Source organism: Aquimarina pacifica (genome assembly GCF_000520955.1).
GTDB lineage: Bacteria > Bacteroidota > Bacteroidia > Flavobacteriales > Flavobacteriaceae > Aquimarina > Aquimarina pacifica.
Genome location: NZ_JACC01000002.1, coordinates 159,720 through 185,843 on the forward strand (window position 1 = coordinate 159,720; position 26,124 = coordinate 185,843).

Sequence of the window (26,124 nt, forward strand, 5' to 3'; positions counted from 1 at the left end):
ATCATGCCTAAAGGAATAGAAAAAATTAGAGTTATTGGCTATACAGATTATGCAAGTATGTTTATAAATAGCCCTTCCCCTGCTCCCAATGCGAGTCCTTTTTATTATGATTTTACCAATTCAAATTCTCAAGATAATTCGAATAATGATCATGAATATCCGCGTACATTTAATTTTAATGGTCCAGAAGGAATACAGTTAGAAGCAGAATACCATCCAGAAACACCCGAAAGTAGTCGTGGCAGAGCAAAATGGATTGTAGAACATGAAGGAGCAGGACCATTTGATGCTTCCTATTCTCCAAAAGATATTGGTGATAAAGTTAAAATTGATATCGAAGCCAAATATTGTGGTAAAATACCTATGATCGTAGAGGCTTATATGAATACGCCTGAAAACCAATATCCTACTCAATTAAAATTTACCGCATATGCAACTCGAAAAATAGTAAAAGCCAAATGGGGCTCTTCTTCTATTAAATATGGGCAAGATGTAAGCTTAACAATTGATACCGAAGGACTCAATGGGCACGACCTTGAGGTACATGTCTTTAATATAGGTATGGGAGACAATGAGAATGCAGCAAAATATTATAGAAAGGTTCATAATGGTGTACTACAAATAAATATAAAAAACACATATAGTTGGAAGAAAGCTCATGGATATTTGCAAGAAGGTGAAGAAGAATACTATATAAGAATCAAGCAAAAAGGCAAAAAGGAATATTTAAAAGTACCTGGTAGTATTGAGAGTTTTGGAAAAATCAAGGTTAAAAATGAAATTGTAAAAAGAACCGTTATACAGCCTTCATCTCCTAAACCTCTCAAAGTAGGTCAAACTGAAGTAAACTTAGAACGCTATGAACCATGTGGCTTTAAAGCGTTAACTTTTGTAGATGATGGAAAAAAAATTCCATTATTTGAAGAAGGAAAGTTAAAACTAGATAAAGAAAAAAGAAGTGAATTTCAATTTGAAGGAAAAATTCACTTTGATTTTGATAAGTCTAAGATCAAGAAGGATGCTGAAAAAGTCCTTAATAGGATTGCCGAATTTCTGAATGCAAATCCATATGTACCCGCAGAATTAGGTGCACATTGTGATATTAGAGGTTCCCATGAGTATAATATAAGACTATCAAACCATAGGGCCGCTGCGGCAGTCGCATATCTTACTAAAAAAGGAGTTGCTAAACAAAGAATTACATCCAAAGGATATGGTAAAACAAGACTAATTCATCCTGGAGAACATATCCCAGAAGAATTACACGCAGAAAATAGACGATTAACTGTTAGGTTTAAAGTTAAAGGACAAGACGCTCAAACTATAGGCTTTAATTCAATAGCAGGTAATGAAAATCTTAATCCAAAAAAGAAATTAACATTAAAAATTGAAGAGTTTGCTGGTACGGCAAAATGTTTTAAAAAAGGAACAAACTTAGAACATAATACCGATGTGATTGTAATCGATCCTAAAGGAAAAAAACAAACACATGATGGTATGTCTGATGTAGTACAAGAAATTTATGGCCCAATGACATCAATTGGTATTGCTCCAATAGATTTTATTTGGCCCCATAGTGTACTACCGAATCAATACAAATATCACATCCATACTTGCAGGTATTATACTATTAAAGACAAACCAACCATTGAAGTCAAAGTATATCCTGACATCAAATGGGATTTTCATATTTTTCTGAACCTAAGTAATAAATTAAGTGTTAAGTGGCAAAAATTAACTCCAGCTCAACATAAAGAAATGCAAAAGGAAGCTGGAAAAATAGGTGCAGAAAAAAGATTAAAACGTACAGATATTGATTTTGGTGTAAAACTAGAAGCAAAATGGAATAAACAGAGTGAAACAAGCTATAAAGATGATTTTAATGTTGCTCCAAAATTCACAAAATCCATTAAACAGTTTTATGAAGTATTCAGTGCACTAAAAGAAGTTTCTAAATATATAACAGGGGAAACTAAAGGTAAAATTACAAAGACAAGAGTTGGCAAAGCAATGCCATTTAGTGTAGTTATAGAACCTCCAAATTTTTGTCTTGGTGCAGAATGGCAATGCTCAAGAGGTGTTAAAAATGACAAACCCTCTACTGAGATTGGTACCGAAATTAAATTTTACCTAAAAGCAGAGCCTCTTATAAAATTAGAATTAGTAATTGATTTATTAGCCCTTGCCATTAATGCTGCAGTTGGAGTTGCCACAGGAGGAACAGGTAACGTAGCTGCTAGCAAATTACTTGCAGAGGTAAGAGATTGGCTTTCTGATGATGACCATCCTATTACAGTCAAAATGTATATAGAACTTGTTCTATCCGGAGAAATTAAAGCAGAGACCAATTTCACTTACCACACTGCAGCTCCCAATCAGGGAAGTATGGCCGTAAACACAACTGTGGGAATAACTTTTAGAGCAGGAATAGAGGTTAAAGCAGCTTATGCAGCTTATGGAGTTGAATTTTATGCATTGGGAGAAGCAAGTGCAAAAGGAGAAGGTTCAATAACGTTTGGACATGAATTAAAATATATCGGAACCTCTAATGGGGGGTCCCTAAACTATTTACCAAAACTATTATTTGATGGAATTAAAGTAACAGTAGTGGTAAAAGCAGAAGTAGGAATGTCAATTAGAAAAAGTTGGTTTAACTTTGATAAAAGTAAGAAATTAGCAAACTTTAACAAAGAATACCAAGTAGTGAAAGCCTTCGATATATTAGAAAAAATAGCAAGAGATACCGTATCAATACCATTGATTAAGAAAGTATAAACCTTAACAAATGATTACAAAAAAGAAAATATTAGTAATTAAAAGTGCATTATTACTCATGACAATTACAAGCAGTTGTACTTCGCAAGTACAATCAGATTTTGATTTAGCAAAAGATGCATTAAGACAGCATTCAAAAACCATTACTAGCCAAAATATAAAAAAACTAAACTCTGCTATTCCATTTGAGGCCAGCCATGATATAATTGAAACACCATCAGAAAAAGTGCTCCAATTTAGTGGAGTAGACTTTTCAGGTTATGTAAAAAAAGATAAAAAGCTAGGAAAGAATCGAGTTATATTTACTTTTCCCAAAAAAGATAGTATAATCGGTATGTATCAACTACATGTTTATCAGACTAAAAAGAGTTCGGCATTAGCTCAAACTTTAGAAAAACTATTTGGAAAAGCAGAATTTACATCATTCAATACTAAGGAAGATAAAGTTTCGGGCAATTATGAAGGTAAAATATGGATTGATAAAAAAAATGAAATAAGTTACTTGCTACAAATGGGAAAGTCAACAATATATCAAGAAGAAATAGTTGAAGCATCTTTATATGTTGTAGACAACAAACAAGAACAATATTTCGATTGGATTTCTACTTCACCTCCTTTTAGCTTTTATGGAGATTATATTGATTATAAAAACCATTTCGAAAAACCGGAAGATTATTCGTATGAATTATTCGTAAAAGAAAAATTAGAAAAAGGAACAGATAGATACCAGTTATTAACAGAATGGTAATCCATTATAAACTGAAGGCACGTTACATCAAAACCTTTTAACTAACACAATATAGCTATTAGAACTACTTAATTTATTTAAAGAAGTTTTTAAATAGTTTACAATAACAAAATCAAAATTTCATTTGGACATTATGACAACACAACCTTATTACATGATTGAATTTACAGCAGCATCCTGTTTATTTGAAATTCGGGTTAATGACAATCCAATGATTACCCTAAATTTGAAAGGACAAATGTCTACAAAAATACCTGTTAATCACGGTATATCTAAAACAGGTCCTTTAGAAATATCTATTAAAGTTTTACCTGTTTTGGGAGAAACTTTTTTAACCACAACCTCTTTTTTAGAATATGACATCTCACTATTCGATGTTTCAACCGGTTTTGAAGAGGTAGAACAAATAGGAAATTATAAAACTACTCAAGTACAAGACAACACATCTGTTAGTTTGATAACTGATACCAAGCTATATACAGCAACTGTTCCCTATAAAATGAATGCACATTGGGAAAATGGACTAGACATTGCAGATATAAAAGATTTGAATTCAAGACTTAGAAATACATTTAATAATATCATTGATACTATTAAAAAAAGAGATTATAGTACATACCAAGAAATAATTACTCAGAAGGAATATAATATTTCTACATCCATGTATCTTACCCAAAGAGAATCTCAAGCACGAATAAAAAGATTAATAAGGGATTTTGAGAATGGATACAATGTTTTAGAATTTCCTGAAAATGTAGTTCCAATAACCTCTGCCTACGGAAAAAAAGTAACTCTAAAACGTTTGGATGGTGATCCTGCTTTGAGCTATGGCAATATCGAAGAGCAAGAACAGATTATGCTTGATCTAGAATTCTATTGGTCCAAAGAGTCAAATAAGTTTGAAGTTATTTAGATCTCCTAAACCAATCTCCTTTTTTTCAAAAGTTGATATATTACAAAATAACTTGATGATTCATCTATAAATAAGTACAAACAAATCCTATACTTGATACCTTTGATACAAAACCAAAATTTCATTAAAGTATCAAAGCCATGAACAACTAGGGTGAATTTTATTTTCAACTACTAAAGCAGTCAGATGGATGGACTAATTACCATACTTACTAAAGAAATCAATTGGATAGAAACCCTGTTTCTTACGGTATTTTCTCTAGGCATAGCACTGTTTTATACGCTAGCCGTTAGAAGTCTGTATAAAATAAAGTATAAACCTATTTGGCTATTTTTTGTTTTATTCCCCTGCATTATAATTATCACAAAATTAATTACTCCTAACATAGTACTTGCTGTGTTCTTTACACTTTTTGCTAGTCTTTTTATACTATTTATTTTTGGTTTTGTATACCGTTTTATAAATGATGTCATTATTACTTCAAGAAAAACAGTAAATACAGAGAAAAAGGGATCCGTTCTTTTTTCTACCATTACAACAATAGGTGTATCTATTTTAGGTTTAATTGGCATGTTCTTTCTGGGGCCCTATGCACTAATCTTTGTTTTCCTTTTCGTTATTTTCAAAAACATCTTATTTCCAGGATCAAAGGATAATTTTTTAAAACTACAATCTATATTACCTACATCAAAAATTAGGTCAATGGCAATGGGGTTAGTAGAAATTACTGGAAAAGTAAAAATGATTGACCCTATAGAATCAAGACTTGAAAAAAAAGAATGTATAGGTTATACCTACCGGGTAGAATCAATATCTCGAGATAAAGATGGAAAAAAATCTTATTCTACCATAAAATACGAAACCATATGCAATCCTTTTTTAGTCGATGATACTACTGCAGAAGCTTTTATAAATAATAAAGATTTAGAATTATTAAATCTAGAAACAGATATTCAATACAGTAATTCAAATAAAAGATATACGCAATGCATCCTAAAAAATAACGATGAAGTTCTCATTATCGGAAAAGCGACTATAGGAAAACAAAGACATACCTTAGAAAAAGAACCTATAAAAAATGTGTTTGGACTAATGCCTGTAAAATCTGTCTCTCGATGGAATATCCTTTTACCTCTTAGAGAAAATGCATATCAATATGGCATAGTTCTTTTGCTGGCAATTGCTTGTATCCTTATCGCAGATATAACAATAGAAAACGATACTGTATTGTTACGATTCAATACTTTTTCCTTCAATTTTACAGAACTATTTAACTTTTAATATAATTGTATGAGCAAACTTATAGGAATCTTAATAATTGTTTTGATACTAGTGGGTATTATTAGCTACTTAATACGTATATATAACAAACTTATTATGCTCAAATTTAATGTAGACAAATCATTTGCTAACATTGACGTAATACTAAAACAACGTGCTGATGAAATTCCTAACTTAATAGAAATTATTAAACAATATAAAGGATATGAGCAAGAGACATTAGAAAAACTCACTCTTATTAGGACACAATATATGAGAAGTACGTCTCCTGATGAAAAAGTAAAACTACAAAATGACATGTCAAAAATGTTATCTAATATTCTAGTAGTTTCAGAAAACTATCCTGACCTAAAAGCGAATACTTCTTTTGTAGCCCTTCAACAACGGGTATCACAACTCGAAGATCATATTGCCGATAGACGTGAATTTTTTAATGAAAGTGTTAATATGTATAACATAGGTATCACAGAATTTCCGAATGTTCTTATTGCTAAACCTATCAATTATAAACAAAAAAATCTATTAGAAATTTCTGATCAAGAAAAAGCATATCATGGAATTAAGTTTTGAATACTTTGGTTTTTTAAAAATTCTAGATGAAACTCCTGAAATAATGATTTTCGCCACGGCCTTTGGCACTCCCATACTGATGCTTATTATAAGTCCAATTGCAAAATTGTACCGAAGCAGTCCTGTAAAAGAGACCATAAACATGATACTATTCGGTAGTTTGACTATTGGTTGGATTGGTGGTTTTGTATTAATGATCATACTATCATTTGGTGATATTTCTGGTATAAAATTGTTCCTTATTTGGATCTTATGGATCATTACTGTTTTCTTTTTTGTGGGGGCAAATAACAAAACATTGCTAAAATTATATAACTCAGAAATAAAAGAACGTATTAATAAAGATAAAGACTCGGGGTAAAACACCTTTGATCCTAATTCAACTTAAATTAAGTAACTTGGTATTAAGAATTAAAAAGATTTTTGATCTAAACCAACAAAGACTTGGCGTGAGTCATCGCAGAATCAGAAATATTTTTACCTCCTATCATTTCGGCAATTTCTTTGATTCGCTCTTCTTGCGTTAGTAACTTGAGTTGTGTAATTGTTGTAGCATTGACATCCTCTTTATACACCTTATACTGGTATTGACCTTTTGCTGCTATCTGAGGTAAATGAGTAATGCTAAACACTTGCAAGTTTTTACTCATAGTCATCATTAAATCTGCCATTTTTTGAGCAACCTCTCCCGATACACCGGTATCTATTTCATCAAAAATAATGGTTGGAAGTTGAGAATATCTAGAAAGAATTGATTTGATAGCAATCATGATTCTTGACAATTCACCTCCAGAGGCAACTTTTTTAAGTGCTCCGTAGGCACCTCCTTTATTAGCAGAAAATAAAAATACCAATGCATCTTTACCATTTGTCAAATAATTCTCCTGTAGATTTACAGAAGCTTCAAAAGAAGCATTTGGCATCCCCAGCGCCTTTAGAATATCCTCTAATTCTTTAATTAATTTTGGTAATGCTTTACTTCTCTTTTTATGAATTTTTTCGGCAACTGAGTCTAGTTGTAATTCTATTTTAGAGATCTCATTTTTTATCTGCTCTATATCTTCAGTGAGTGATTCTGTCTTAGAAACTTTTTCTTTTAATTCTGCCATTAAAACCAATAACTCATCTATATCAGAAGCAGTATGCTTAACTTGTAAATTATGAATCAACTGTAACCGTTGACTTGTTTCTTCTAATGACTGAGGATCTACGTCGAGTCTTTCTAATTCATTTTGAAGAGATACCTGTATATCCTTTAATTCTATATGTACACTTTGAATTCGTTCAGAAAGTTCTTTTAAAGAACTCGAATAAGATGAAATTCTAGAAAGGTTGCTATTCACAGTACTTAATTGATCAAGCACTCCTATTTCTTCAGAATTAACTATGGACACTGCTCCCGAAAGTTGCTCCTGGATTTCTTCGATATTATTGAGGCGTTGATAGCGTTCTTCTAATGCTTCTAATTCGCCAGAGGTAAGCTTAGCTTCCTCTAACTCTTTAAGCAAAAAAGCATTATAATCATACTCCTTAGTAAATGTTTCCTGATTAGCGATAAGCGCATCTACTTCTTTTCTTTTTTCTTTTAGTAAACGAAGTCCTCTTTTATAAGATTCTATTTCTCGATCAGCTCCAGCTAAAGCATCTAATACATCAAACTGAAAATCATTGGTAGTTATTTCTAATGTTTGATGTTGACTATGAATATCGATAAGATTCTCTCCCAATGCACTTAGAGATTGTAAGGTAACGGGGCTATCGTTTATAAATGCTCTCGATTTACCAGAAGGTAATATCTCTCTGCGAATAATTGTTTCATCTTCATAATCTAAGTCTAGTTCTTCAAATACAGCATTAAGATTATATTTCTGAACATCAAAAACACCTTCAATAATACATTTTTTTGAACTGTCTTTGACACTTGTAAGATCGGCTCTTTTCCCTAAAAGCAAACCCAAAGCACCTAGTAATAAAGATTTACCGGCTCCTGTTTCTCCAGTAATAGTTGTTAAACCAGAATCAAAAGACACTTGCAATTGTTCTATTAACGCGAAATTTGTTATAGACAGACCTTGTAACAAAGAATAGAGAAATTTTATTATTTAAATTATTGAAGTAAAGATACTACAGTTTTAAAAGGATTTCAAAATAAAGTGTTTATTAAAACTTTATATCCTTCCAATTTTCTGAATATGTAGGTGCAATTCTATTTAGGACTTGAATTGTCTTAGCTATATTTACAGACGGTCCTCCTGAAAAAACACTAGCGATCTCTGTAGCTTTGGAATCAAAAAATACACGCATTAAATAAGAGTTTGGCCTATTATTATGCATCTCCTCAAGTACTTCTACAGATTCTATAATAGTTTCCTTCGCTTCTTTTACATTATTATGCATGGTATCCAACCCTTCTCTATGATAGGTATACAAAGCCTCTCTATATCCATCATATGCTCCAGAAAGAAGGTCATCATTGAGTCTATATCTATTAGGATCTTTTTCTCTCGCCCAACCCGTTCTATTACTTCCTTGTGCGTTACTTACAATATTTTTGGCCTGTTCATAATAACCAGTACCACTATTTTTCTCAAAAGTATCGGCATCAACACCAAGAATTGTGTATAAATAAAAGGATATTACCGAAATTAAATTTGAGTCAAAACTATTCGGGTTAAAATCTAATGCTTGAAATTCTAAATAATTAAAATTAAATTGTTTGTCATTGATATTAAAAATTGTCGTTGAATAACTAGAACCATAAACAGGGCGTGATGCTTGCACCTGCAATGTTGCAGTAAAAGCATCATTATTATAGTCACTAATATTTATAAAAAAACTACAATCTATCCTTTCTTCTGTACGATAATCAATAGTAGTCCATTGTGTATTATTAATGAACTCAGTTAGAGATTGCTCTAAAGTTCTAAAAACTTGCAAGTTTGGAATACCTGTTTGCTCGGCATTAACAGCAATCGTTGCATTGAACTCTTGAGCAGTACTACCGAATGTAAATGCTAATACAATGATAAGGACCAGTCTATTCATTTTTTAGTATATTAATTTCATTAAAAATATCTTGGGCGACCTCAGATTTTGTTTTTAACTCAAACGTTTTAATGTCTAATTTATGATTAATTAAACTTACTTTATTTGTTTGTCCTTTAAAACCTGCTCCTTTATCATTTAAAGAATTGAGAACAATAAGATCTAAATTTTTATTTTTCAGTTTATTTTTAGCATTTGCCTCTTCATTTTCTGTTTCTAAAGCAAACCCTACTAAAAACTGATGTTTCTTTTCTGCTCCCATCCACTTTAGAATATCTGTGGTTCGCTCTAAATCAATAGAAAAATTTGTGTCTTTCTTTTTTATTTTTTGATTTGATATTGTTTTGGGTCTATAATCTGCAACTGCAGCTGCAGCAATAGCAATATCACAAGTTGGATATAAAGGTTTAACAGCTTCAAACATATCCTGTGCACTTATAACATTTATAACAGTAATATTACTGTGATTTACTTGTATCGCAGAAGGTCCTAATATCAAAAATACTTGAGCTCCAAGATCTGCTGCTACCTTAGCCAAGGCTACACCCATTCTGCCACTAGAATGATTACCAATAAACCGCACAGGATCAATTGCTTCGTATGTTGGCCCTGCTGTAATAAGAACTTTCTTATTTTTGAGAAATAACCCGTTTAATATATCATTTTCTATAAACTGAAGTATATTCTTTGGCTCTGCCATACGACCTTTTCCTACCAAACCACTGGCTAACTCACCAGACTCTGCTGGTATTATCGTATTACCAAACTTTATAAGGGTCTCAAACGTTTTATGTGTTGAAGGGTGATTGTACATGTCTAGATCCATTGCAGGTGCAAAGTAAACGGGACATTTTGCTGACAAATAAGTAGCTAATAGCAGATTATCACTATTACCTGTTGCCATTTTTGATAAGGTATTGGCAGTGGCCGGTGCAATAAGCATTACATCCGCCCAAAGCCCTAAATCTACATGATTGTTCCAAACGGCATTTTCATCTTCTTCATCAAAAAAAGAAGAATATACCGGCCTTTTGGATAGTGTAGATAATGTAAGAGGTGTAACAAAATCTTTGGCAGCAGGGGTCATTATTACTTGAACCTCTGATCCAGATTTGATAAACAAACGAACTAATTCTGCCACTTTATAAGCGGCAATACCAGCGGTGACACCCAATAGAATTTTTTTACCGCTCAGAATTGACATAGAGTTATAAAGATTCTTTGTCCGCTTTTGTATTTCTATGATATATTTTACCTTCTAACCATTCCTGAACTGCCAAAGAATGCGGTTTAGGTAATCTTTCATAAAACTTAGAAACTTCTATTTGTTCTTTATTTTCGAAAACTTCTTCTAAACTATCATTATATGTAGCAAACTCATCTAATTTCTCAAGAAGTTCTTTCTTAATATCTGTATTAATTTGATTTGCTCTTTTTGATATTATAGAGATCGCTTCATAGATATTATCTGTTTCCTGATCAATACGATTCTTATCAATAGTAGTTGTATTGACTGGTGCATTACTTTTTTTCAAATCCATCTTCTACTTTACTTTAGTTTCTGTTTTATATTTTTCTAGTCTTGATGCTATATCTTCTCCTATATCATTTGCCTTCTCAAAATATTCTCCTTCGGTCTTATAATACTTTTTATAGTTATTATAATATTGCTGAGCTTCGATAAGTCGTTCGTTTACTAAACTTTCGTAACTACCTATAGCTAATAAATATTGTGATTCTAACTTGTAATATAACACTTTTTCTCGAAAGATTGATCCTGGATAATCAATCAAATAATTATCAAAAGTAGCAATAGCAACTTTATAATCTTCTCTATGGTGATTCTGCTTTGCTATTTCGTAAGCCTTTCTCTCCTTCTTTTCTCTTAATTCTGTTACCATATCATTGGCTTCCTTAAGATTTTCACTCTCTGGATATGAATTTATATAGGCTTGTAGCTTTTCTATAGCATTCGTAGTTTCTTCCTGGTCCAAACTATAACGTGGAGAGAGATTATAATAACTTTTGGCAGACTTAAATGACGCATCTTCCTTTTTATCACTACTTGGATACGAATTTACGAATCTCTCAAATTGATATCCTGACAAGTAAAAATCTCCTAATTGATAATATGTATCTGCATAATAATACATTACCCTTTCTGCCTGTGGTTTACCTCGATACTTTGGTACAATTTGTTCAAAAACACGTAATGCTTTTTTATATTTCTCCTCTTTATACAAGCGCTCTGCCAATTTATATTTAGGCGGCAACTCTTCATTTCTAAGGATCTTCTGATACTCACTACAAGACCCCAAAAACAATACAAAAACTAATAAATACAAAAATCTCATCATAGCTTAAAAAAACATCTGGCAAAAGTAGATATTTCTGCCGTATTACAAAAACTTTAATTCACTCAATTCACCTATAATAATTGAATCTACTTCTATATTATCAAAAATCCAGTAGAAATAGTTACTCAATTACTCTTTGAACTGCTTAAATAACTTTATAATGTAGTGTTTGTTGCAGATACCAGAACAAATATCAAAATAAAAACAAAGAATAATAAATTATGTTTTCGCCTGTTTTCTGGGTGTTGTACTATCTAGTTTTTCATGATCTAAAATGGTATATCCCTCATCATCATAATGAAATGCAGGAACGAAACCTCTGTCCTTCTGCAATCCTTTCAGCTCATAAGAATACACTTGATGAACCTCTTGAGCAAATGATTCATCATAATAACTGGCCAAAATTAGAATTTCTCCGTTTAATTGGGTTAGTGAATTCCTATCAAAAGTGGCCAATGGACTTAATTCATCTATGGCATGCACAATAGTCCATGTCGTCGGTAAGTATGTAATAGAATTACGTTCTAAATTAAGTTTATAAAAACTATTCGTATAAGAAGTACCATCCTCATTCTCCTGAGATATTGATAGTGTGGCTTCAATCCTTGGCCTAATCATAACATTTGCAGTTCTGCTCATCAATCTAAACATAATACAATCCTGACCGTTGTGTTCTCTTAGTACAATAGCATCACTAAACTTAATATTAGATTTTGGTTTAGAAAACCGACCATATAATAACCCTGTGATAAAAGAAAAACTAAGCAGCCCCACTAAAGCTTCAAAAGAAGAAATAATTCCGAAAAGCAATCCTTCTGGTGCCATTGCACCATATCCCACTGTTGTTATTGTTTGAGCAGAAAAAAAGAATGCATTCAAAAAATCTCTAAAAACATTACCCGTTGGCTCTATAATATCTGCTATTCCTAAAAACGTATATATCAACGCAAATAAAGAATTAACTACAACATACCCCAGAAGAACCCATAAAAAGAATTTCATCCAAGAAATACTTATCAAATAATTATAACTGGCTGATAAACTACTAGGTTTATTGATGTGTTTTATATTAAAAGAACCATCTTGATTAATAAATCTTTTTGCATATTTATTTGAAGATCGACCAATTCCTGGATCTTTTATTTTTTTTGCCATTGTTTCGGTAATTAATAACCTTTGATAAAGTCTTTAATTTTCTTAGAAAGAGTCGAAGAAACAGAAACCAAAGGCAAGCGAACAGCATCTTCGCATACGCCCTTTATTTTTAAAATGTGCTTAATTCCTGCCGGATTTCCTTCTTCAAAAGCATAATCAAGAACTGGCAACAACTTATATAAATGGTCATATGCTTTATTAATATCTCCAGAAAGTCCCAATCTGATCATCTCTGAAAAATCTTTAGGAAACCCTTGACCTACCACACTTATTACACCATCTCCTCCTGCAGTTACTGTTGGCAATGCTAACGCATCGTCTCCTGAGATCACTAAGAAATCTGAAGGCTTATCCTTTATAATTTTAAGCACTTGTGTAAAATCACCAACTGCTTCTTTAATCCCAATAATATTATCTAATTGTGCCAGACGTAATGTCGTTTCTGCAGTCATATTAGTAGCCGTTCTAGAAGGCACATTATATAACAACACAGGCAAAGGTGTTTGATCATTAATTGCCTTATAATGCTGATAAATCCCCTCTTGGCTAGGTCTGTTATACATGGGGACAACTGAAAGAACTGCATCAAAATCTGATGTGTTTACTTCGTTAAGTTCTGAAATAACTGCTGACGTATTATTTCCGCCGACTCCTATCACCAATGGGAGTCTTTTATTATTAGTTTTGACAATATGAGCGATTAAACTCTTTTTTTCATCCTTGGTCAGAGTCACTGACTCTGCCGTTGTTCCTAAAACGACAAGATATTCTACACCTCCTTTTATACAAAAATCAACCAATGATGTTACCCCTTGATAATCGATTGAACCGTCACTATTAAATGGAGTAGCCAATGCTACACCTGTTCCCCTGAGAAAATTACTCATATTATATAATCTGTAAAATTTTTAAGTATTTTTTTAATTCTGATATAAAAAGATTAGTGTCATTAGTAGATGCGCCGATAATTAAATCATTAATTCTATTATCCACTTCTGCAAAACCTACTTTTAATTTTGCTTTTGATGCAGCTGCCACATAATCAAGGCCTAATTTACTTTCTGAATAAAAATTGATTAAAATATCAAAATCAGTATCAATAAAATTGTTTAAAGAGCTACTCTTTACTTTACCATTGACACCAAAGCTTTTAAAATTATAATAGGCAGCATCTTTATCATCAGAAATTTCTTTTTGATCATCTTTATACCCCATTACAATAAGGCGATCAGATTTTACACCCAATTCATTAGCCAACTTAATAACGGATAGTATATTAATGGATTTTGTAGCATCAATAAGAACCGCCAAACTACTAATGCTAGAAACTTCTTTAGCCTTAGATTTTCTTGCTTTTATGTGATATTCAATGCTTTTTTTTACACTATTTCTTTTTAGGCCTTTTGCAATCATTCATAAAAAAGATTAAGTCACAAATGTAACTATTTTACTTTTTAAAAGCATACCGTACGTACGAAGAAAAATAAAACGAAGAGAATTCATGCATAAAATTATTTCCTAAACACCCCAAGAATACATTAAGTATCTCATGACAAATTAAAACACACTAAAACCATATATAAAAATGACATCAATTAGAAAATATTTCTAAAAATTATAAAAAAAATACCTAACATATTTTCTGCATACAATTTCTAAATCTCATGAAAGTCTCTTCAACTTTGTTTCTATAAAAAAGCCAGCAAAAAGATAATAGCCCAGAGCGTCACTAACATTAATAAGCACGATGAATAATTTATCATAGTAGTATAATTCATTAATAATAAAAACTGCATTCGCAAATAGTACGCAATAGGCTACAATAAATAAATACACTGTTTTTTCATATCTATCAGCTGCATAAATAAAGAAAGAAATAACAACAAACAGAAAAAGACTTACCAAAACTAAAACAAACAAACCTATTGAAAATACCATTTTGGGCAACACAACATCTACAATAAAAAAAATGAGATACCCTATCAAAACAATACTAATTATTACAGGAGGGGATTTAGACACACCAGATTTTATATCTTTTATCGTTATAAAATCTTTTAATAAAAATATATTAATTATATAAAATAAGATCAAGCCTATCGAAACAGGCATATAGTACTTCACAAAATTAATATATGCTAGAACATCAGTAACCAGCATAATACACATACTAATAGGAATCCAAAAATTGACATCTCTTGAATAGTTACAATAAATAGCAATAATAGACAAAGGAATAATGGGCTTTACAAAAGCTAACACTGATGAATCACAAAAAAAAGCAACGCAAATAACTACAAAACAGCATAAATAGAAAAGAATATATGTAAAACTTGTTTTAAGCACAAAAACGTATCTCAGACTAACCCTAATTAATAAAAATCGATCACCTTTATAATTACATATTTATGTGATCTGTCAATATTTCATATTTATATACTATTCAACTGGTAAAAACAACTCCTGAATAGTTAATTAAAATCAATTATTCTAGAATTCTTTTAACTTCAAAACAGTCGAGCTAGATATTTTAAACTGAACCAAAAAGAAAATAGCCAAAAACTGATAAAGTGAATTCATTACTCTAAACTCTACAGAAGAAATATAGAACGCGTCTAGTGCATAACATGAATCACTGATGAAAAAATTCAATATCGCAATTAAAAACCATAAAGACTTTGTAGACCTTACATTTACATAATGAAGAACAGCACCAATAAGTAAAAAATACAATACCAAGGTATAAATTGCACCATAGATTAAAAGATCTCCCAAACCATATCGTACTTCATCATAAAATGTATACACTATAAATGTCCATCCTACAAAAAAGATAATCAGATATATGATATCGGTATTACTAAAATCTATGGGTCTAAAAATTTTAAACAAAAAATAAAACAATATCGAATAACAAACAGAATTACAAATCAATACGTATAGAAAACTATCTTCAATACCTGTCAACAAGAATATATCTACTAAAAAACTAAGAAATAAAACTACTAAAAAAGGAATATCAACACGTTTTGTACTAAACCAATACAGCATAAAGAATAAGGGCATTGTAGCAGGTTTTGCATAGAACTCTAACTCTGGCAACTGAATTGCTTTACTTGCAACACAAAGTCCGCCTGTGATTAATAACAATATCTTTATGAGTACTTTTATTTTCATATAAACGTATCTAAAAATTCATCTTCTCCAACAATTTGAATATCTAATTTATTTGCCTTATCCAATTTACTAGGCCCCATATTTTTTCCAGCAATAATATACGAGGTTTTTGAAGAAATAGAACTAGATATTTTACCCCCATTGTCTTCGATTGTTTTTTTCAATTCGGTACGAGAAACTCTTTCAAAAACTCCCGAAACCACAAATGTCTGTCCTTTTAGAGCATCTGTCTGATTTGCTAACTTTTCTGCAGAAATTTCTAATTGTACCCCGTATTGTTTCAATCTTCTCACTAGAATTTTATTTTCTTCGGCTGAGAAAAACTCTGAAACACTTTGCGCAATCTTAATTCCTATTTCATCTACACTAACCAGCTCCTCTTCTGATGCCGAAATAATAGCATCAATATACTTATAGTGCTTAGCTAATTTTTTTGCTACAGTTTCACCTACGTACCGAATTCCTAATCCAAACAATACCCGTTCAAAAGGTATTTCTTTTGATTTCTCTATTCCCATGATCAAGTTATCTGCACTTTTTTCTGCCATCCTCTCTAAGGGAATCACCTGATCTTTTGTTAACTCATACAAATCTGCATAGTTAGTAATGAGTCCTTCTGTAACCAATAAGGCAACAGTCTCTCCTCCCAAACCTTCTATATCCATAGCTTTACGCGAGATATAATGTTGAATCCTGCCAATAATCTGAGGAGAGCACCCAGCATAATTTGGGCAATAATGTTGCGCTTCTCCTTCTTTTCGAATAAGCTCTGTACCACATTCTGGGCATTTATCTATATACTTAGTAGGTGTTGAATCGGCACTCCTTTTCTTAAAATCTACAGCTATAATCTTAGGGATGATTTCGCCTCCTTTTTCGACAAATACAGTATCTCCCTCCCGGACATCTAATTTCATAATTTGATCTGCATTATGTAATGATGCTCTTTTTACGGTAGTACCTGCAAGTGATACAGGCTCAAGATTTGCTACTGGAGTTATCGCTCCCGTTCGACCCACCTGATATGTAATCTCATTCAGTACAGTTGATACTTGTTCTGCTTTAAACTTGTAAGCCATAGCCCATCGTGGTGCCTTGGCAGTAAAACCTAGCTCTTCTTGTTGGTTAAGATCATTAACTTTTATAACGATACCATCAGTTTCATAAGGTAAATCATGACGGCGCTCATCCCATAAAGCAACAAAATCTAAAACTTCATCAATAGAATTGACCAGCTTAGATTCTTCTGGCACCTTAAAGCCCCATTCCCTTGCTTTTTCTAAACTTTCGAACTGTGAGGAAATTCCTAACTTATCTCCTGTGATATTATAAAGCAGACAATCAAGAGGTCTTTTGGCCGTTTCGCTACTATCCTGTAATTTTAAACTACCCGATGCTGTATTTCTTGGGTTTGCATAAGGCTCCTCCCCTGCTGCTATACGTTCTTGATTCATTTTAGCAAAACCCTCATACGGTAATATAATCTCTCCTCGAATATCAAATTTTTCAGGAAAGTCTCCCTTAAGACTCAATGGCACAGACTTAATAGTTCTAACATTGGCTGTAACATTATCACCTTGCACCCCGTCCCCTCTTGTTATAGCCCTTACCAAGGAACCATCCTCATATGTTAGACTTATTGAAGCTCCATCATATTTCAATTCGCAAGTATAACTAACCTGCCCATCAACTAACTTTTTTATTCTTTTTTCCCAATCAAGTAAATCTTCTTTAGAATAAGAATTATCCAAGGAATACATACGATATTGATGAACAACAGTTTCAAAATTCTTTGTTATTTCTCCTCCAACACGTAATGTTGGTGAATTAGGATCATAGAATTCAGGATACTTTTCCTCTAACTCCTGTAACTCTTTGATTTTCATATCAAACTCATAATCAGATATAACACCTGCATCGAGTACGTAATAATTATAATTATGTTTTTTTAACTCTTCTCGAAGTTTATTTATTTGATGTTCTGCATTCATATATAAAATACCTACTATTTTACTAATATAGATTTATGTTCTTTTTTTCAAACCCCTGACATTCAAACTTTACCGAAAGAAAAAGAAGTTTCAAAATGTATTATTATTAAAGCATTACCCTTGATCAATTATTGAGTATCAAATCAAGGCTTCTCTTTGTCAAGCTACAAACTCGTATGTAATTCCTAAAAATTAACTAGTAACAAACTTAATTAAATTCTTAGCTTTTTAATCAAGTCTTGTCTAAGTTCAACCATTTTGGTTTTGGTATTGGTCGAAACTCTTTCATCTTTCTTATCAAGCCATCTATCGTATCATCTACTAAAAGTAACTTGTAATTTTCTATCGTCAAAAAACCTTTCTGTACCATATTGTCTAACAAACCTAATAAATCATCATAAAACCCTCCTACATTTAACAACCCAATTGGTTTTTGATGCAGTCCTAATTGCGACCATGTTAATATTTCAAATAGCTCTTCTAATGTCCCAAATCCTCCTGGCAATGTAATGAATCCATCACTATATTCTTGCATTTTCATCTTTCTTTGATGCATACTATCTGTCACTACCAATTCACTGAGACCATCATGAACAACTTCTTTCAACTTTAAAAATTCAGGAATTACACCAATTACTTTACCCTTATTAGAAAGTACACTTCCTGCAACTTTACCCATTACTCCAATTTTGGCTCCACCATAAACCAAGGTTATTTCTTCTTCTGCCAATAATTTACCTAATTTCTCAGCTTCAGAGATTATAGTACCATCATTGCCATCACTACTTCCACAAAATACACAAATTGACTTTAGAGCATTCATATCTTTTTTTTTACAATTCTGCACGTATCATACGATCATTACCAAATAGATCTTGACGTAATTCTACCAATGAAAACCCTATATCTTCTATCATTTTCTGTGTCTCTAAACCCAAATATTGATTAATCTCGAAATATAACACCCCTTTTTTGTTTAAATACTTGTGAGCCAAATTAGCAATACATTTATAAAATATTAGTGGATTATCATCCGCTACAAATAATGCTTGTGATGGTTCATTATTTAAAACATTTGGCTTTATTTCTTGCTTTTCTAATTCTCTCACATACGGAGGATTAGAAACAATAACATCAAACTTTTGAAATAACGCTTTTGTTTCTAAAATATCTGCATGCAGAAAGGCTACTGTTGCATCATTTCTTTTAGCATTTCCCTTTGCTGTGTTAATTGCCTCTTCAGAAATATCTAAAGCATAGACCTCAGAATCTGCTATATTTTTTGCCAAAGAAATTGCAATACAACCACTTCCTGAACCAATATCTAATATAGAAATAGTATCTCTCCCTCCCTTTTGATCTTTGAGTATCCAATCCACCAACTCTTCTGTTTCTGGCCTAGGTATTAATACACTAGAATCAACATTAAATTGCAGTCCAAAAAAATTAGTTTCACCTACAATATACTGAATTGGTTGCTGTTGTGCTAATTTTATTTTGGCATTATCAAAATCAACCAACTGTTGATCAGTAAGTTTCATATCTAAATTCAAAGAAATCATTGCTCTAGAAAAACCCAAAAATTTTTCAGATAAAATAACAAAGAAAGCACGAACTTCTTCAACACTATATATAGCTTTTAAATCATTGATAAAACCCGCTCTTAAACTCTTTATATCCATCGAAAAAAATTAAAATATGTACAGCAAAATTTTTATTAAACAAAGACTATAATGTTTTTATCATCCAAGCCTGACAACTGTAATGCCCTGTATTGCCCATCGAGGTTTCTAATGAAGTAAAACCAACTTTATTATACAATTTCCTTGCATCTTGCATATAAGGCATTGTTTCTAGATAACATTGTTTATAATTTTGTTCTTTGGCATAATCAAGGCATTTATTTATCATCTTATATCCTATTCCTAATCCTCTTATTTCTGATAAAAAATACATTTTTTGTAATTCGCAGATATCAGAGGAATTCTGTCCCTCTAGAAGTGCTATACCTGCACCTCCAAAAATCTTAGTATCCTTCTCAACAACATAATACTGAGTCCTAGGTTTGTTATAGGATTCATACATTGTATCCAATGACGCATCCTCATAGGCGGTGCCAATTTTCGGAACCCCCATTTCTATCAATACGCGTCGAATTACTTCGGCAATTGCAATATTATCACCTGCTTTTATTGGACGAATTTTTACAGCACTCATTATTTAAAAATATTTTGTATTCTATTATAGCTTCAAAAACACGTATTTTTGAAAATAGACACGTTTTAACCGGTTAAGAACAGTTATAGTTTCCCAATACACAGTTTCCCTTAATTCTGCAATTATTTATAGCAAAAACAAGATTAATAAAAATTTAAATCAAAAAACACCCTAATGTCAAAAAATATTTATTTCATCCTATTTTTTTTAATGTATTCAATACTTCATGCGCAGAAGTCAACTTCCTATCAAAATACAGAAATTTATGAAGTTGAAACTATTAAAAAAGGGCCTTTTACATATTATCAACTCGAAGTACAAACTGAAGCAGGCATTTTGGGAGAACTTTTTCTTAACAGGAAGAAACTATTCAAGTTCGATGGATCTATTAGTCAATTATCTAGTAATGAAGCTCAAAAATCAATTAAAAAAGGAACCAACAAAATTACACTTAAAATCAAATCCGTTGATCAAGATGTAAAAAAAGGATATTTCACAGGGTGCACAACACGTATAACGTTACATGGAACGAATGAACGCATTTTTGCTTCTAAAGAAACCGAAATAATAAGAATAGAATGGAATCCGGAGCCAAGTAAAAAAGAACAAATCATTACGTACGTCTTTGACCTAGATAAATAAACCATAAACTAACCGCAGAATCTCTTATAAATCATATAAAATATATAGTTTTGCAACTTTTACTACATTCAAGTGAAACAAAACGAAATCTACATTAAACGCTGCATAGAATTAGCCAAGAATGGATTAGGGAGCACCTATCCCAATCCTCTAGTAGGAAGTGTCATCGTTTTAAATAATCGTATCATAGGAGAAGGATGGCACTATCAAGCTGGAAAGCCACATGCCGAAGTTAATGCTATTGAATCAGTGAAAGATTCATCTACCCTTAAAGACGCAACCATCTATGTAAGTCTAGAACCTTGCAGCCATTTCGGAAAAACCCCTCCTTGCAGTGATTTAATAATTCAAAAAGGGATCAAAAAAGTAGTTATCGGAACTATCGATCCATTTGCCAAAGTATCAGGAAACGGTATAAAAAAATTGATTAATGCCGGCTGTGATGTAACAGTGGGAGTTTTAGAAAAGGAATGCAAAGAACTTAATACCCGATTTTTCACTTTCCACACCCAAAAGCGACCATATATTATTTTAAAGTGGGCAGAAACAAAAGACGGGTATATTGCTCCAGTTTCTAAAGATAAGCGAGAACCCTTTTGGATTACAAATCCATACTCAAAACAAATAGTTCATAAATGGAGGTCCGAGGAGCAAGCTATTCTGGTTGGCAACAAAACAGTGGTATTAGATAACCCACAACTTACTGTTAGGAATTGGCACGGAAACCACCCTATCAGAGTAGTAATAGATAGATCGGGTATAATCCCAGATAATTCTGCAGTATTTGATCAGACTACAAAAACTATCATTATTACTTCTAAAGAATCAACAAAAAAGAATACGAATACAATTATTTACGAGACAATAAATACTAAAGATAACCTCGCTGCCGAAGTATGTGAAATTCTTTATAAACACAACATTCAATCCATAATTATCGAAGGAGGTACGCGCACCATCCTATCTTTTCTAAATGCGAATTTATGGGATGAATCAAGAGTTTTTGTGGGAAACTCTATATTTGGCGCTGGTACAAAAGCACCTGATATAAGTGGAAAACTAATATCAACTTCACAAATTATTAACGACACCTTATCGATATACCACAATGATTAATACTATAATTTTTGATTTTGGAGATGTCTTCATAAATTTAGACAAAAGTGCTACAGAAAAAAGACTAACCCAGCTAGGGCTTAACAACCAACTTGCAAATCATCAAAAAAAAATTGATCAACAATATGAAGTTGGTAATATGACGACAACAGAATTCATAAAAAACTATCAAAAATTACTGCCAAATACTTCTGAAAAAGAAATTAAGAATGCATGGAATGCCATTTTATCAGATTTCCCTTTGCATCGTTTAGAATTCATAGAAAAACTTGCGGATGAAAAAAAATACAAATTAATTTTATTAAGCAACACAAATGAATTGCATATCGATTGGATAAAACAACATGTAGCATTTTATTCAAAATTCAAATCATGTTTTGATAGCTTTTATCTCTCTCATGAAATTAATTTAAGAAAACCTGATAGTAATATCTTCGAATTTGTTTTAAAACAACATCAATTAATACCTTCTGAAACTTTATTCATTGATGACACAAAAGAAAATACCGATACTGCATCTAGTCTAGGAATACACACTTGGAATAACGATCCAAAAACCGACGATATCACAGAGTTATTCATTACCAAATCTGATTTATTTTGATTTACTTATGTCTTAGCATTCTCTCCTCGAGCTTAATATTTGTTATTTTCAAATTATTCTCAAAATATAATATTGATACACTTCAAGCCATAACTATCAACTACGTGGTAGCCTGTATTTCAGGAATCATAGCACACAACCATCCTGTTAACCTAAGTTTAATAATTAAAAAAGAGTGGTTTTTTGGTACTCTAATAATGGGTATGATTTTTATTTCCATATTTAACTTAATGGCCATTACAACCCAAAAAAATGGACTTTCGGTTGCCGCAGTAGCCACCAAAATGAGTCTGATTATCCCAATTATATTCGGAATCATTATATACAATGAAAGTATCGGAATTATAAAAGCTACTGGAATTATCATTGCCCTAATCGCTGTATACCTTACTTCTGTAAAAGAAACAGGAAAAAGCACGCTTACTAAGAAAAATTTCATTTTCCCAGTACTAGTATTTGTAGGAAGTGGTATCATAGATACCTCTCTCAAGTTTCTTGAAACAAGGTATGTTAGTAAAGATGATGTTTCTATATTTTCTTCAACCATTTTTGGATTCGCGGGGATGACCGGAATTTGTTTACTCCTATATAAATCCATTCGAGGAACCCTCTCAATATCTGTAAAAAATATTATTGCGGGTATCATTCTGGGAGTCCCCAATTATTTTTCGATTTACTTTTTGATAAAAGCATTACGATATGAAGAAATGGATAGCTCTACACTATTCACAATCAACAACGTAACAATCCTTCTAGTATCAACTCTAACAGGAATTATATTTTTCAAAGAAAGATTAACCCACAAAAACTGGATAGGTATCGTTTTAGCTATAATTAGTATTACCTTAGTTGCATTTTCTATACAAATCTAAATTAGTTGGACTCAAACGACTTATACTACACAATTGAAAAACCAGGAGAAGAAATTCTTTATAAAGATAAAAACAGTAAGTTTTTTGGATACACGTTTCCTATCACCAAAGAAGAAGATGCAAAAACAATTATTGAACATCTAAAAAAACAACATCATAGCGCAAGACATTGGTGCTATGCTTGGCAATTAGGAATAGAAAACATAAAGTATAGGGCAAATGATGATGGAGAACCCTCTAATTCGGCAGGACAACCTATTTATGGTCAAATCCAATCTTTTGATGTGACAAATATACTTGTTGTTGTAGTCCGTTACTTTGGTGGTGTAAAGCTGGGCGTAGGAGGATTAATTAGTGCATACAAAAACGCGGCACAATTAGCTTTAAACGAATCTATAATTGTTCAAAAAACAATTAATATCGATTTTCTTATCATTTTTGAATATAAGAATATGAACAAAGTAATGCGTATTATCAAAGAAAATAAACTCAACATTACCAAACAAGAATTAGAATTAAGTTGCAAAATTTACATTTCTGTAAGAAAAAAGATTGCGGATAAAATAAAAGAAGTTTTCTATACGTTGTATGAAGTAGAAGTAAAAGAAGTAAGGGGTTAATCACTTTGAATTTTATCAAGTAAGTAAGAAGGGCATTTTATAGGTTTTCTGGTTTTTCCATCGACAAACACCAATGTTGCCGATGCGATTGTCAACAACTCTTTATCAGAATTAAAAATTTCGAAGTCAAAAATTATTTTGACAGAAGGAATTTTTCTCAAGGAAGTTTTAACAATCAATTGGTCGTCAAAGAAGGCAGATTTATTAAATTTGAAATCTAAGGCATAAACTGGAAGAATTATACCATTCTCTTCCATCGATTTATATGAGATTCCTAATTGAGCCAACCACTCAATTCGAGCCACCTCTAAGTATTGTGCGTAGTTTCCGTGATGAACTACACCCATTTGATCGGTTTCAGAGTATCGAACTTTGATTACTGTTTCTGATGTTAAAATCATAAAAAAATTAAATTAACTAATATTTATTTTTAAAAAGTTTGGACAACTTGGTAAAGGATGCGAAAAAAAAAGTTAATATTCAACCCCCTTAGCGTTTTTTTTTTACATTTTTTGTTCACATATTTGTCAAACAAAATAGTAAGGAATTTTTCAATAAAATATTTTTTCTAACGAAAAAACAATTCAACCACTAGAATGAACGTAAATGCGCAATCTGTTTGGGACAATTGTCTATCTTTCATAGAAGACAACATTACTCCTCAAGCTTATAAAACATGGTTTGAACCAATCAAAGCCGTAAAGCTTACCGATGGCGCGTTAAGCATTCAGGTACCTAGTAAATTCTTTTATGAATGGCTAGAAGAGCACTATGTAAATCTTCTTAAAGTTTCGCTTGTACGCGAACTAGGAGAAAGTGCAAAATTGGTATATGTTATCAAAATGGAAAACACCTATGGTAACAAAAAACCATTTACAGAAAAAATACCAAGTGCTAATCGCTCTGTAGTCAACTCACAAGAGGTTGATGTTCCTATCAAAAGTAAAAACCCTGAACTAAAGAATCCTTTTGTAATCCCTGGTATCAGAAACGTAAAAATTGAATCTCAACTTAACCCAAGTTATAATTTCGAGAATTTTCTAGAAGGTGATTCAAATAGGCTTGCACGTTCCGCAGGAATGGCGGTAGCCAATAAACCAGGTGGAACATCTTTTAATCCACTTCTTATTTTTGGAGGAGTAGGCTTAGGAAAAACACATTTGGCGCACGCAATAGGTGTTAACATCAAGGATAATTATCCAGAAAAAACAGTTCTTTATATTTCTGCGGAAAAATTTACCCAACAATATATAGAATCGGTAAAAAAGAATAACAGAAATGATTTTATTCATTTCTATCAAATCATAGATGTACTTATTGTCGATGACATACAGTTACTATCAGGAAAAGCAGGAACTCAAGACGTATTCTTTCATATTTTCAACCACCTTCACCAAAATGGTAAGCAAGTAATACTTACTAGTGATAAAGCCCCAGTAGATATGCAAGACATAGAACAAAGGTTGCTATCTAGATTTAAATGGGGATTGTCTGCTGAGTTACACCAACCAGATTTCGAAACTCGAATTTCTATAATTAAAAATAAGCTATATCGTGATGGTGTAGAAATGCCAGAAGATATCGTAGAGTTTCTTGCAAACAATATCAAAACAAATATCAGAGAATTAGAAGGTGCCATTATATCATTAATTGCTCACTCCTCATTCAACAAGAAAGACATTACTATAGATCTTGCCAAAACAATAGTAGATAATTACGTAAAGAATACTAAACGTGAGGTATCTATAGATTATATCCAAAAAGTGGTAAGTGATTATTTCCAGATGGATGTAGAAACACTGCAATCAAAAACAAGAAAACGTCACATTGTACAAGCAAGACAATTAGCCATGTTCTTTGCTAAAAAATTAACCAAAGCTTCTTTAGCAAGTATCGGTACTCAAATAGGAAAAAGAGATCATGCAACAGTTTTGCACGCATGTAAAACTGTAGACAACTTATCATCTACAGACAAACAATTCAGAAAGTACGTAGAAGATCTTGGCAAAAAACTCACACTGTAAAAGGCAGGTTTTTTACA

Annotated in this window: 27 protein-coding genes; 12 read left to right on the forward strand and 15 right to left on the reverse strand. The window is 31.9% G+C overall.

What is annotated here, in order from left to right; genetic code table 11:
• Positions 1–3: 3 nt before the first annotated feature.
• The 6 genes from DZ60_RS0101765 (at position 4) to DZ60_RS0101790 (ending at position 6,648) form a co-directional block, all read left to right on the forward strand.
• A complete protein-coding gene (locus tag DZ60_RS0101765) occupies positions 4–2,775 on the forward strand; it encodes an OmpA family protein (RefSeq protein ID WP_025739960.1) in 2,772 nt (923 codons plus the stop codon).
• A gap of 10 nt (positions 2,776–2,785) precedes the next feature.
• A complete protein-coding gene (locus tag DZ60_RS0101770; protein ID WP_025739961.1) occupies positions 2,786–3,523 on the forward strand; it encodes a hypothetical protein in 738 nt (245 codons plus the stop codon).
• Between the two features lie 154 nt (positions 3,524–3,677).
• Entirely contained in the window at positions 3,678–4,436 is a 759-nt protein-coding gene (locus DZ60_RS0101775; protein ID WP_025739963.1) for a hypothetical protein, read from the forward strand.
• Positions 4,437–4,622: 186 nt separating this feature from the next.
• Positions 4,623–5,717 carry a hypothetical protein gene (locus tag DZ60_RS23930; RefSeq protein WP_025739965.1) on the forward strand — a complete coding sequence of 365 codons (1,095 nt, stop codon included), beginning with the start codon at positions 4,623–4,625 and terminating at the stop codon, positions 5,715–5,717.
• A 96-nt stretch (positions 5,718–5,813) separates the two neighbouring features.
• A complete protein-coding gene (locus tag DZ60_RS0101785; RefSeq protein WP_241448699.1) occupies positions 5,814–6,287 on the forward strand; it encodes a LemA family protein in 474 nt (157 codons plus the stop codon).
• Entirely contained in the window at positions 6,271–6,648 is a 378-nt protein-coding gene (locus DZ60_RS0101790) for a hypothetical protein (protein WP_025739967.1), read from the forward strand. Before DZ60_RS0101785 ends, DZ60_RS0101790 begins: the two co-directional genes overlap by 17 nt.
• Before the next feature lie 67 nt (positions 6,649–6,715).
• On the opposite strand, the gene recN is transcribed toward DZ60_RS0101790, so the two are convergent.
• The 14 genes from recN to DZ60_RS0101860 form a co-directional block, all read right to left on the reverse strand.
• A complete protein-coding gene (gene recN / locus DZ60_RS0101795) occupies positions 6,716–8,368 on the reverse strand; it encodes a DNA repair protein RecN (RefSeq protein ID WP_025739969.1) in 1,653 nt (550 codons plus the stop codon).
• A gap of 79 nt (positions 8,369–8,447) precedes the next feature.
• Positions 8,448–9,332 (reverse strand): type IX secretion system protein PorD, encoded by an 885-nt coding sequence (porD, locus tag DZ60_RS0101800; RefSeq protein WP_025739971.1) that lies wholly within the window; start codon positions 9,330–9,332, stop codon positions 8,448–8,450.
• Positions 9,325–10,536 (reverse strand): bifunctional phosphopantothenoylcysteine decarboxylase/phosphopantothenate--cysteine ligase CoaBC, encoded by a 1,212-nt coding sequence (gene coaBC / locus DZ60_RS0101805; protein WP_025739974.1) that lies wholly within the window; start codon positions 10,534–10,536, stop codon positions 9,325–9,327. Before coaBC ends, porD begins: the two co-directional genes overlap by 8 nt.
• Positions 10,537–10,540: 4 nt before the next feature.
• Complete coding sequence (locus tag DZ60_RS0101810; RefSeq protein WP_025739978.1) at positions 10,541–10,873, reverse strand: DNA-directed RNA polymerase subunit omega; 333 nt, start codon at positions 10,871–10,873, stop codon at positions 10,541–10,543.
• 3 nt (positions 10,874–10,876) lie between these two features.
• Entirely contained in the window at positions 10,877–11,689 is an 813-nt protein-coding gene (locus DZ60_RS0101815; RefSeq protein ID WP_025739981.1) for an outer membrane protein assembly factor BamD, read from the reverse strand.
• A gap of 219 nt (positions 11,690–11,908) precedes the next feature.
• A complete protein-coding gene (locus tag DZ60_RS0101820; protein ID WP_025739983.1) occupies positions 11,909–12,844 on the reverse strand; it encodes an ion channel in 936 nt (311 codons plus the stop codon).
• A gap of 11 nt (positions 12,845–12,855) precedes the next feature.
• On the reverse strand, positions 12,856–13,731 hold the full coding sequence (gene dapA, locus DZ60_RS0101825) for a 4-hydroxy-tetrahydrodipicolinate synthase (RefSeq protein WP_025739987.1): 876 nt from the start codon (positions 13,729–13,731) through the stop codon (positions 12,856–12,858).
• A 1-nt stretch (position 13,732) separates the two neighbouring features.
• Complete coding sequence (locus tag DZ60_RS0101830; protein ID WP_241448700.1) at positions 13,733–14,257, reverse strand: DUF6913 domain-containing protein; 525 nt, start codon at positions 14,255–14,257, stop codon at positions 13,733–13,735.
• A gap of 249 nt (positions 14,258–14,506) precedes the next feature.
• Positions 14,507–15,106 carry a hypothetical protein gene (locus DZ60_RS0101835; protein WP_161634358.1) on the reverse strand — a complete coding sequence of 200 codons (600 nt, stop codon included), beginning with the start codon at positions 15,104–15,106 and terminating at the stop codon, positions 14,507–14,509.
• Positions 15,107–15,334: 228 nt separating this feature from the next.
• Positions 15,335–16,021: a lysoplasmalogenase family protein gene (locus DZ60_RS0101840; protein WP_025739994.1), complete on the reverse strand. Its 687-nt coding sequence runs from the start codon at positions 16,019–16,021 to the stop codon at positions 15,335–15,337.
• Entirely contained in the window at positions 16,018–18,012 is a 1,995-nt protein-coding gene (gene ligA / locus DZ60_RS0101845) for an NAD-dependent DNA ligase LigA (protein WP_025739996.1), read from the reverse strand. Before ligA ends, DZ60_RS0101840 begins: the two co-directional genes overlap by 4 nt.
• 232 nt (positions 18,013–18,244) lie before the next feature.
• Positions 18,245–18,835 carry an LOG family protein gene (locus tag DZ60_RS0101850; protein ID WP_025739998.1) on the reverse strand — a complete coding sequence of 197 codons (591 nt, stop codon included), beginning with the start codon at positions 18,833–18,835 and terminating at the stop codon, positions 18,245–18,247.
• Between the two features lie 10 nt (positions 18,836–18,845).
• Positions 18,846–19,694, reverse strand: a complete 849-nt coding sequence (prmC, locus tag DZ60_RS0101855) for a peptide chain release factor N(5)-glutamine methyltransferase (protein ID WP_025739999.1) — start codon at positions 19,692–19,694, stop codon at positions 18,846–18,848.
• 46 nt (positions 19,695–19,740) lie between these two features.
• The gene (locus DZ60_RS0101860; RefSeq protein WP_025740001.1) at positions 19,741–20,229 is read right to left on the reverse strand and encodes a GNAT family N-acetyltransferase; all 489 of its coding nucleotides are present in this window, start codon (positions 20,227–20,229) and stop codon (positions 19,741–19,743) included.
• 174 nt (positions 20,230–20,403) lie between these two features.
• On the opposite strand from DZ60_RS0101860, the gene DZ60_RS0101865 reads away from it, so the two are divergent.
• The 5 genes from DZ60_RS0101865 (at position 20,404) to DZ60_RS0101885 (ending at position 24,083) form a co-directional block, all read left to right on the forward strand.
• Positions 20,404–20,871 carry a hypothetical protein gene (locus tag DZ60_RS0101865; RefSeq protein WP_152537340.1) on the forward strand — a complete coding sequence of 156 codons (468 nt, stop codon included), beginning with the start codon at positions 20,404–20,406 and terminating at the stop codon, positions 20,869–20,871.
• A 72-nt stretch (positions 20,872–20,943) separates the two neighbouring features.
• Entirely contained in the window at positions 20,944–21,987 is a 1,044-nt protein-coding gene (gene ribD, locus DZ60_RS0101870; RefSeq protein ID WP_025740004.1) for a bifunctional diaminohydroxyphosphoribosylaminopyrimidine deaminase/5-amino-6-(5-phosphoribosylamino)uracil reductase RibD, read from the forward strand.
• Complete coding sequence (locus DZ60_RS0101875; protein ID WP_025740005.1) at positions 21,980–22,591, forward strand: HAD family hydrolase; 612 nt, start codon at positions 21,980–21,982, stop codon at positions 22,589–22,591. Before ribD ends, DZ60_RS0101875 begins: the two co-directional genes overlap by 8 nt.
• A complete protein-coding gene (locus DZ60_RS0101880) occupies positions 22,588–23,463 on the forward strand; it encodes a GRP family sugar transporter (protein ID WP_025740007.1) in 876 nt (291 codons plus the stop codon). Before DZ60_RS0101875 ends, DZ60_RS0101880 begins: the two co-directional genes overlap by 4 nt.
• A gap of 5 nt (positions 23,464–23,468) precedes the next feature.
• Positions 23,469–24,083, forward strand: coding sequence for an IMPACT family protein (locus DZ60_RS0101885; RefSeq protein ID WP_025740013.1), 615 nt, complete (start codon positions 23,469–23,471; stop codon positions 24,081–24,083).
• On the opposite strand, the gene DZ60_RS0101890 is transcribed toward DZ60_RS0101885, so the two are convergent.
• Positions 24,080–24,484, reverse strand: a complete 405-nt coding sequence (locus DZ60_RS0101890) for an acyl-CoA thioesterase (RefSeq protein ID WP_034228336.1) — start codon at positions 24,482–24,484, stop codon at positions 24,080–24,082. The two genes, DZ60_RS0101885 and DZ60_RS0101890, sit on opposite strands and share 4 nt — an antisense overlap.
• A gap of 195 nt (positions 24,485–24,679) precedes the next feature.
• Between DZ60_RS0101890 and dnaA the strand changes: the two genes are divergently transcribed.
• The gene (gene dnaA / locus DZ60_RS0101895) at positions 24,680–26,107 is read left to right on the forward strand and encodes a chromosomal replication initiator protein DnaA (RefSeq protein ID WP_025740017.1); all 1,428 of its coding nucleotides are present in this window, start codon (positions 24,680–24,682) and stop codon (positions 26,105–26,107) included.
• The last annotated feature ends 17 nt before the right edge of the window (positions 26,108–26,124 follow it).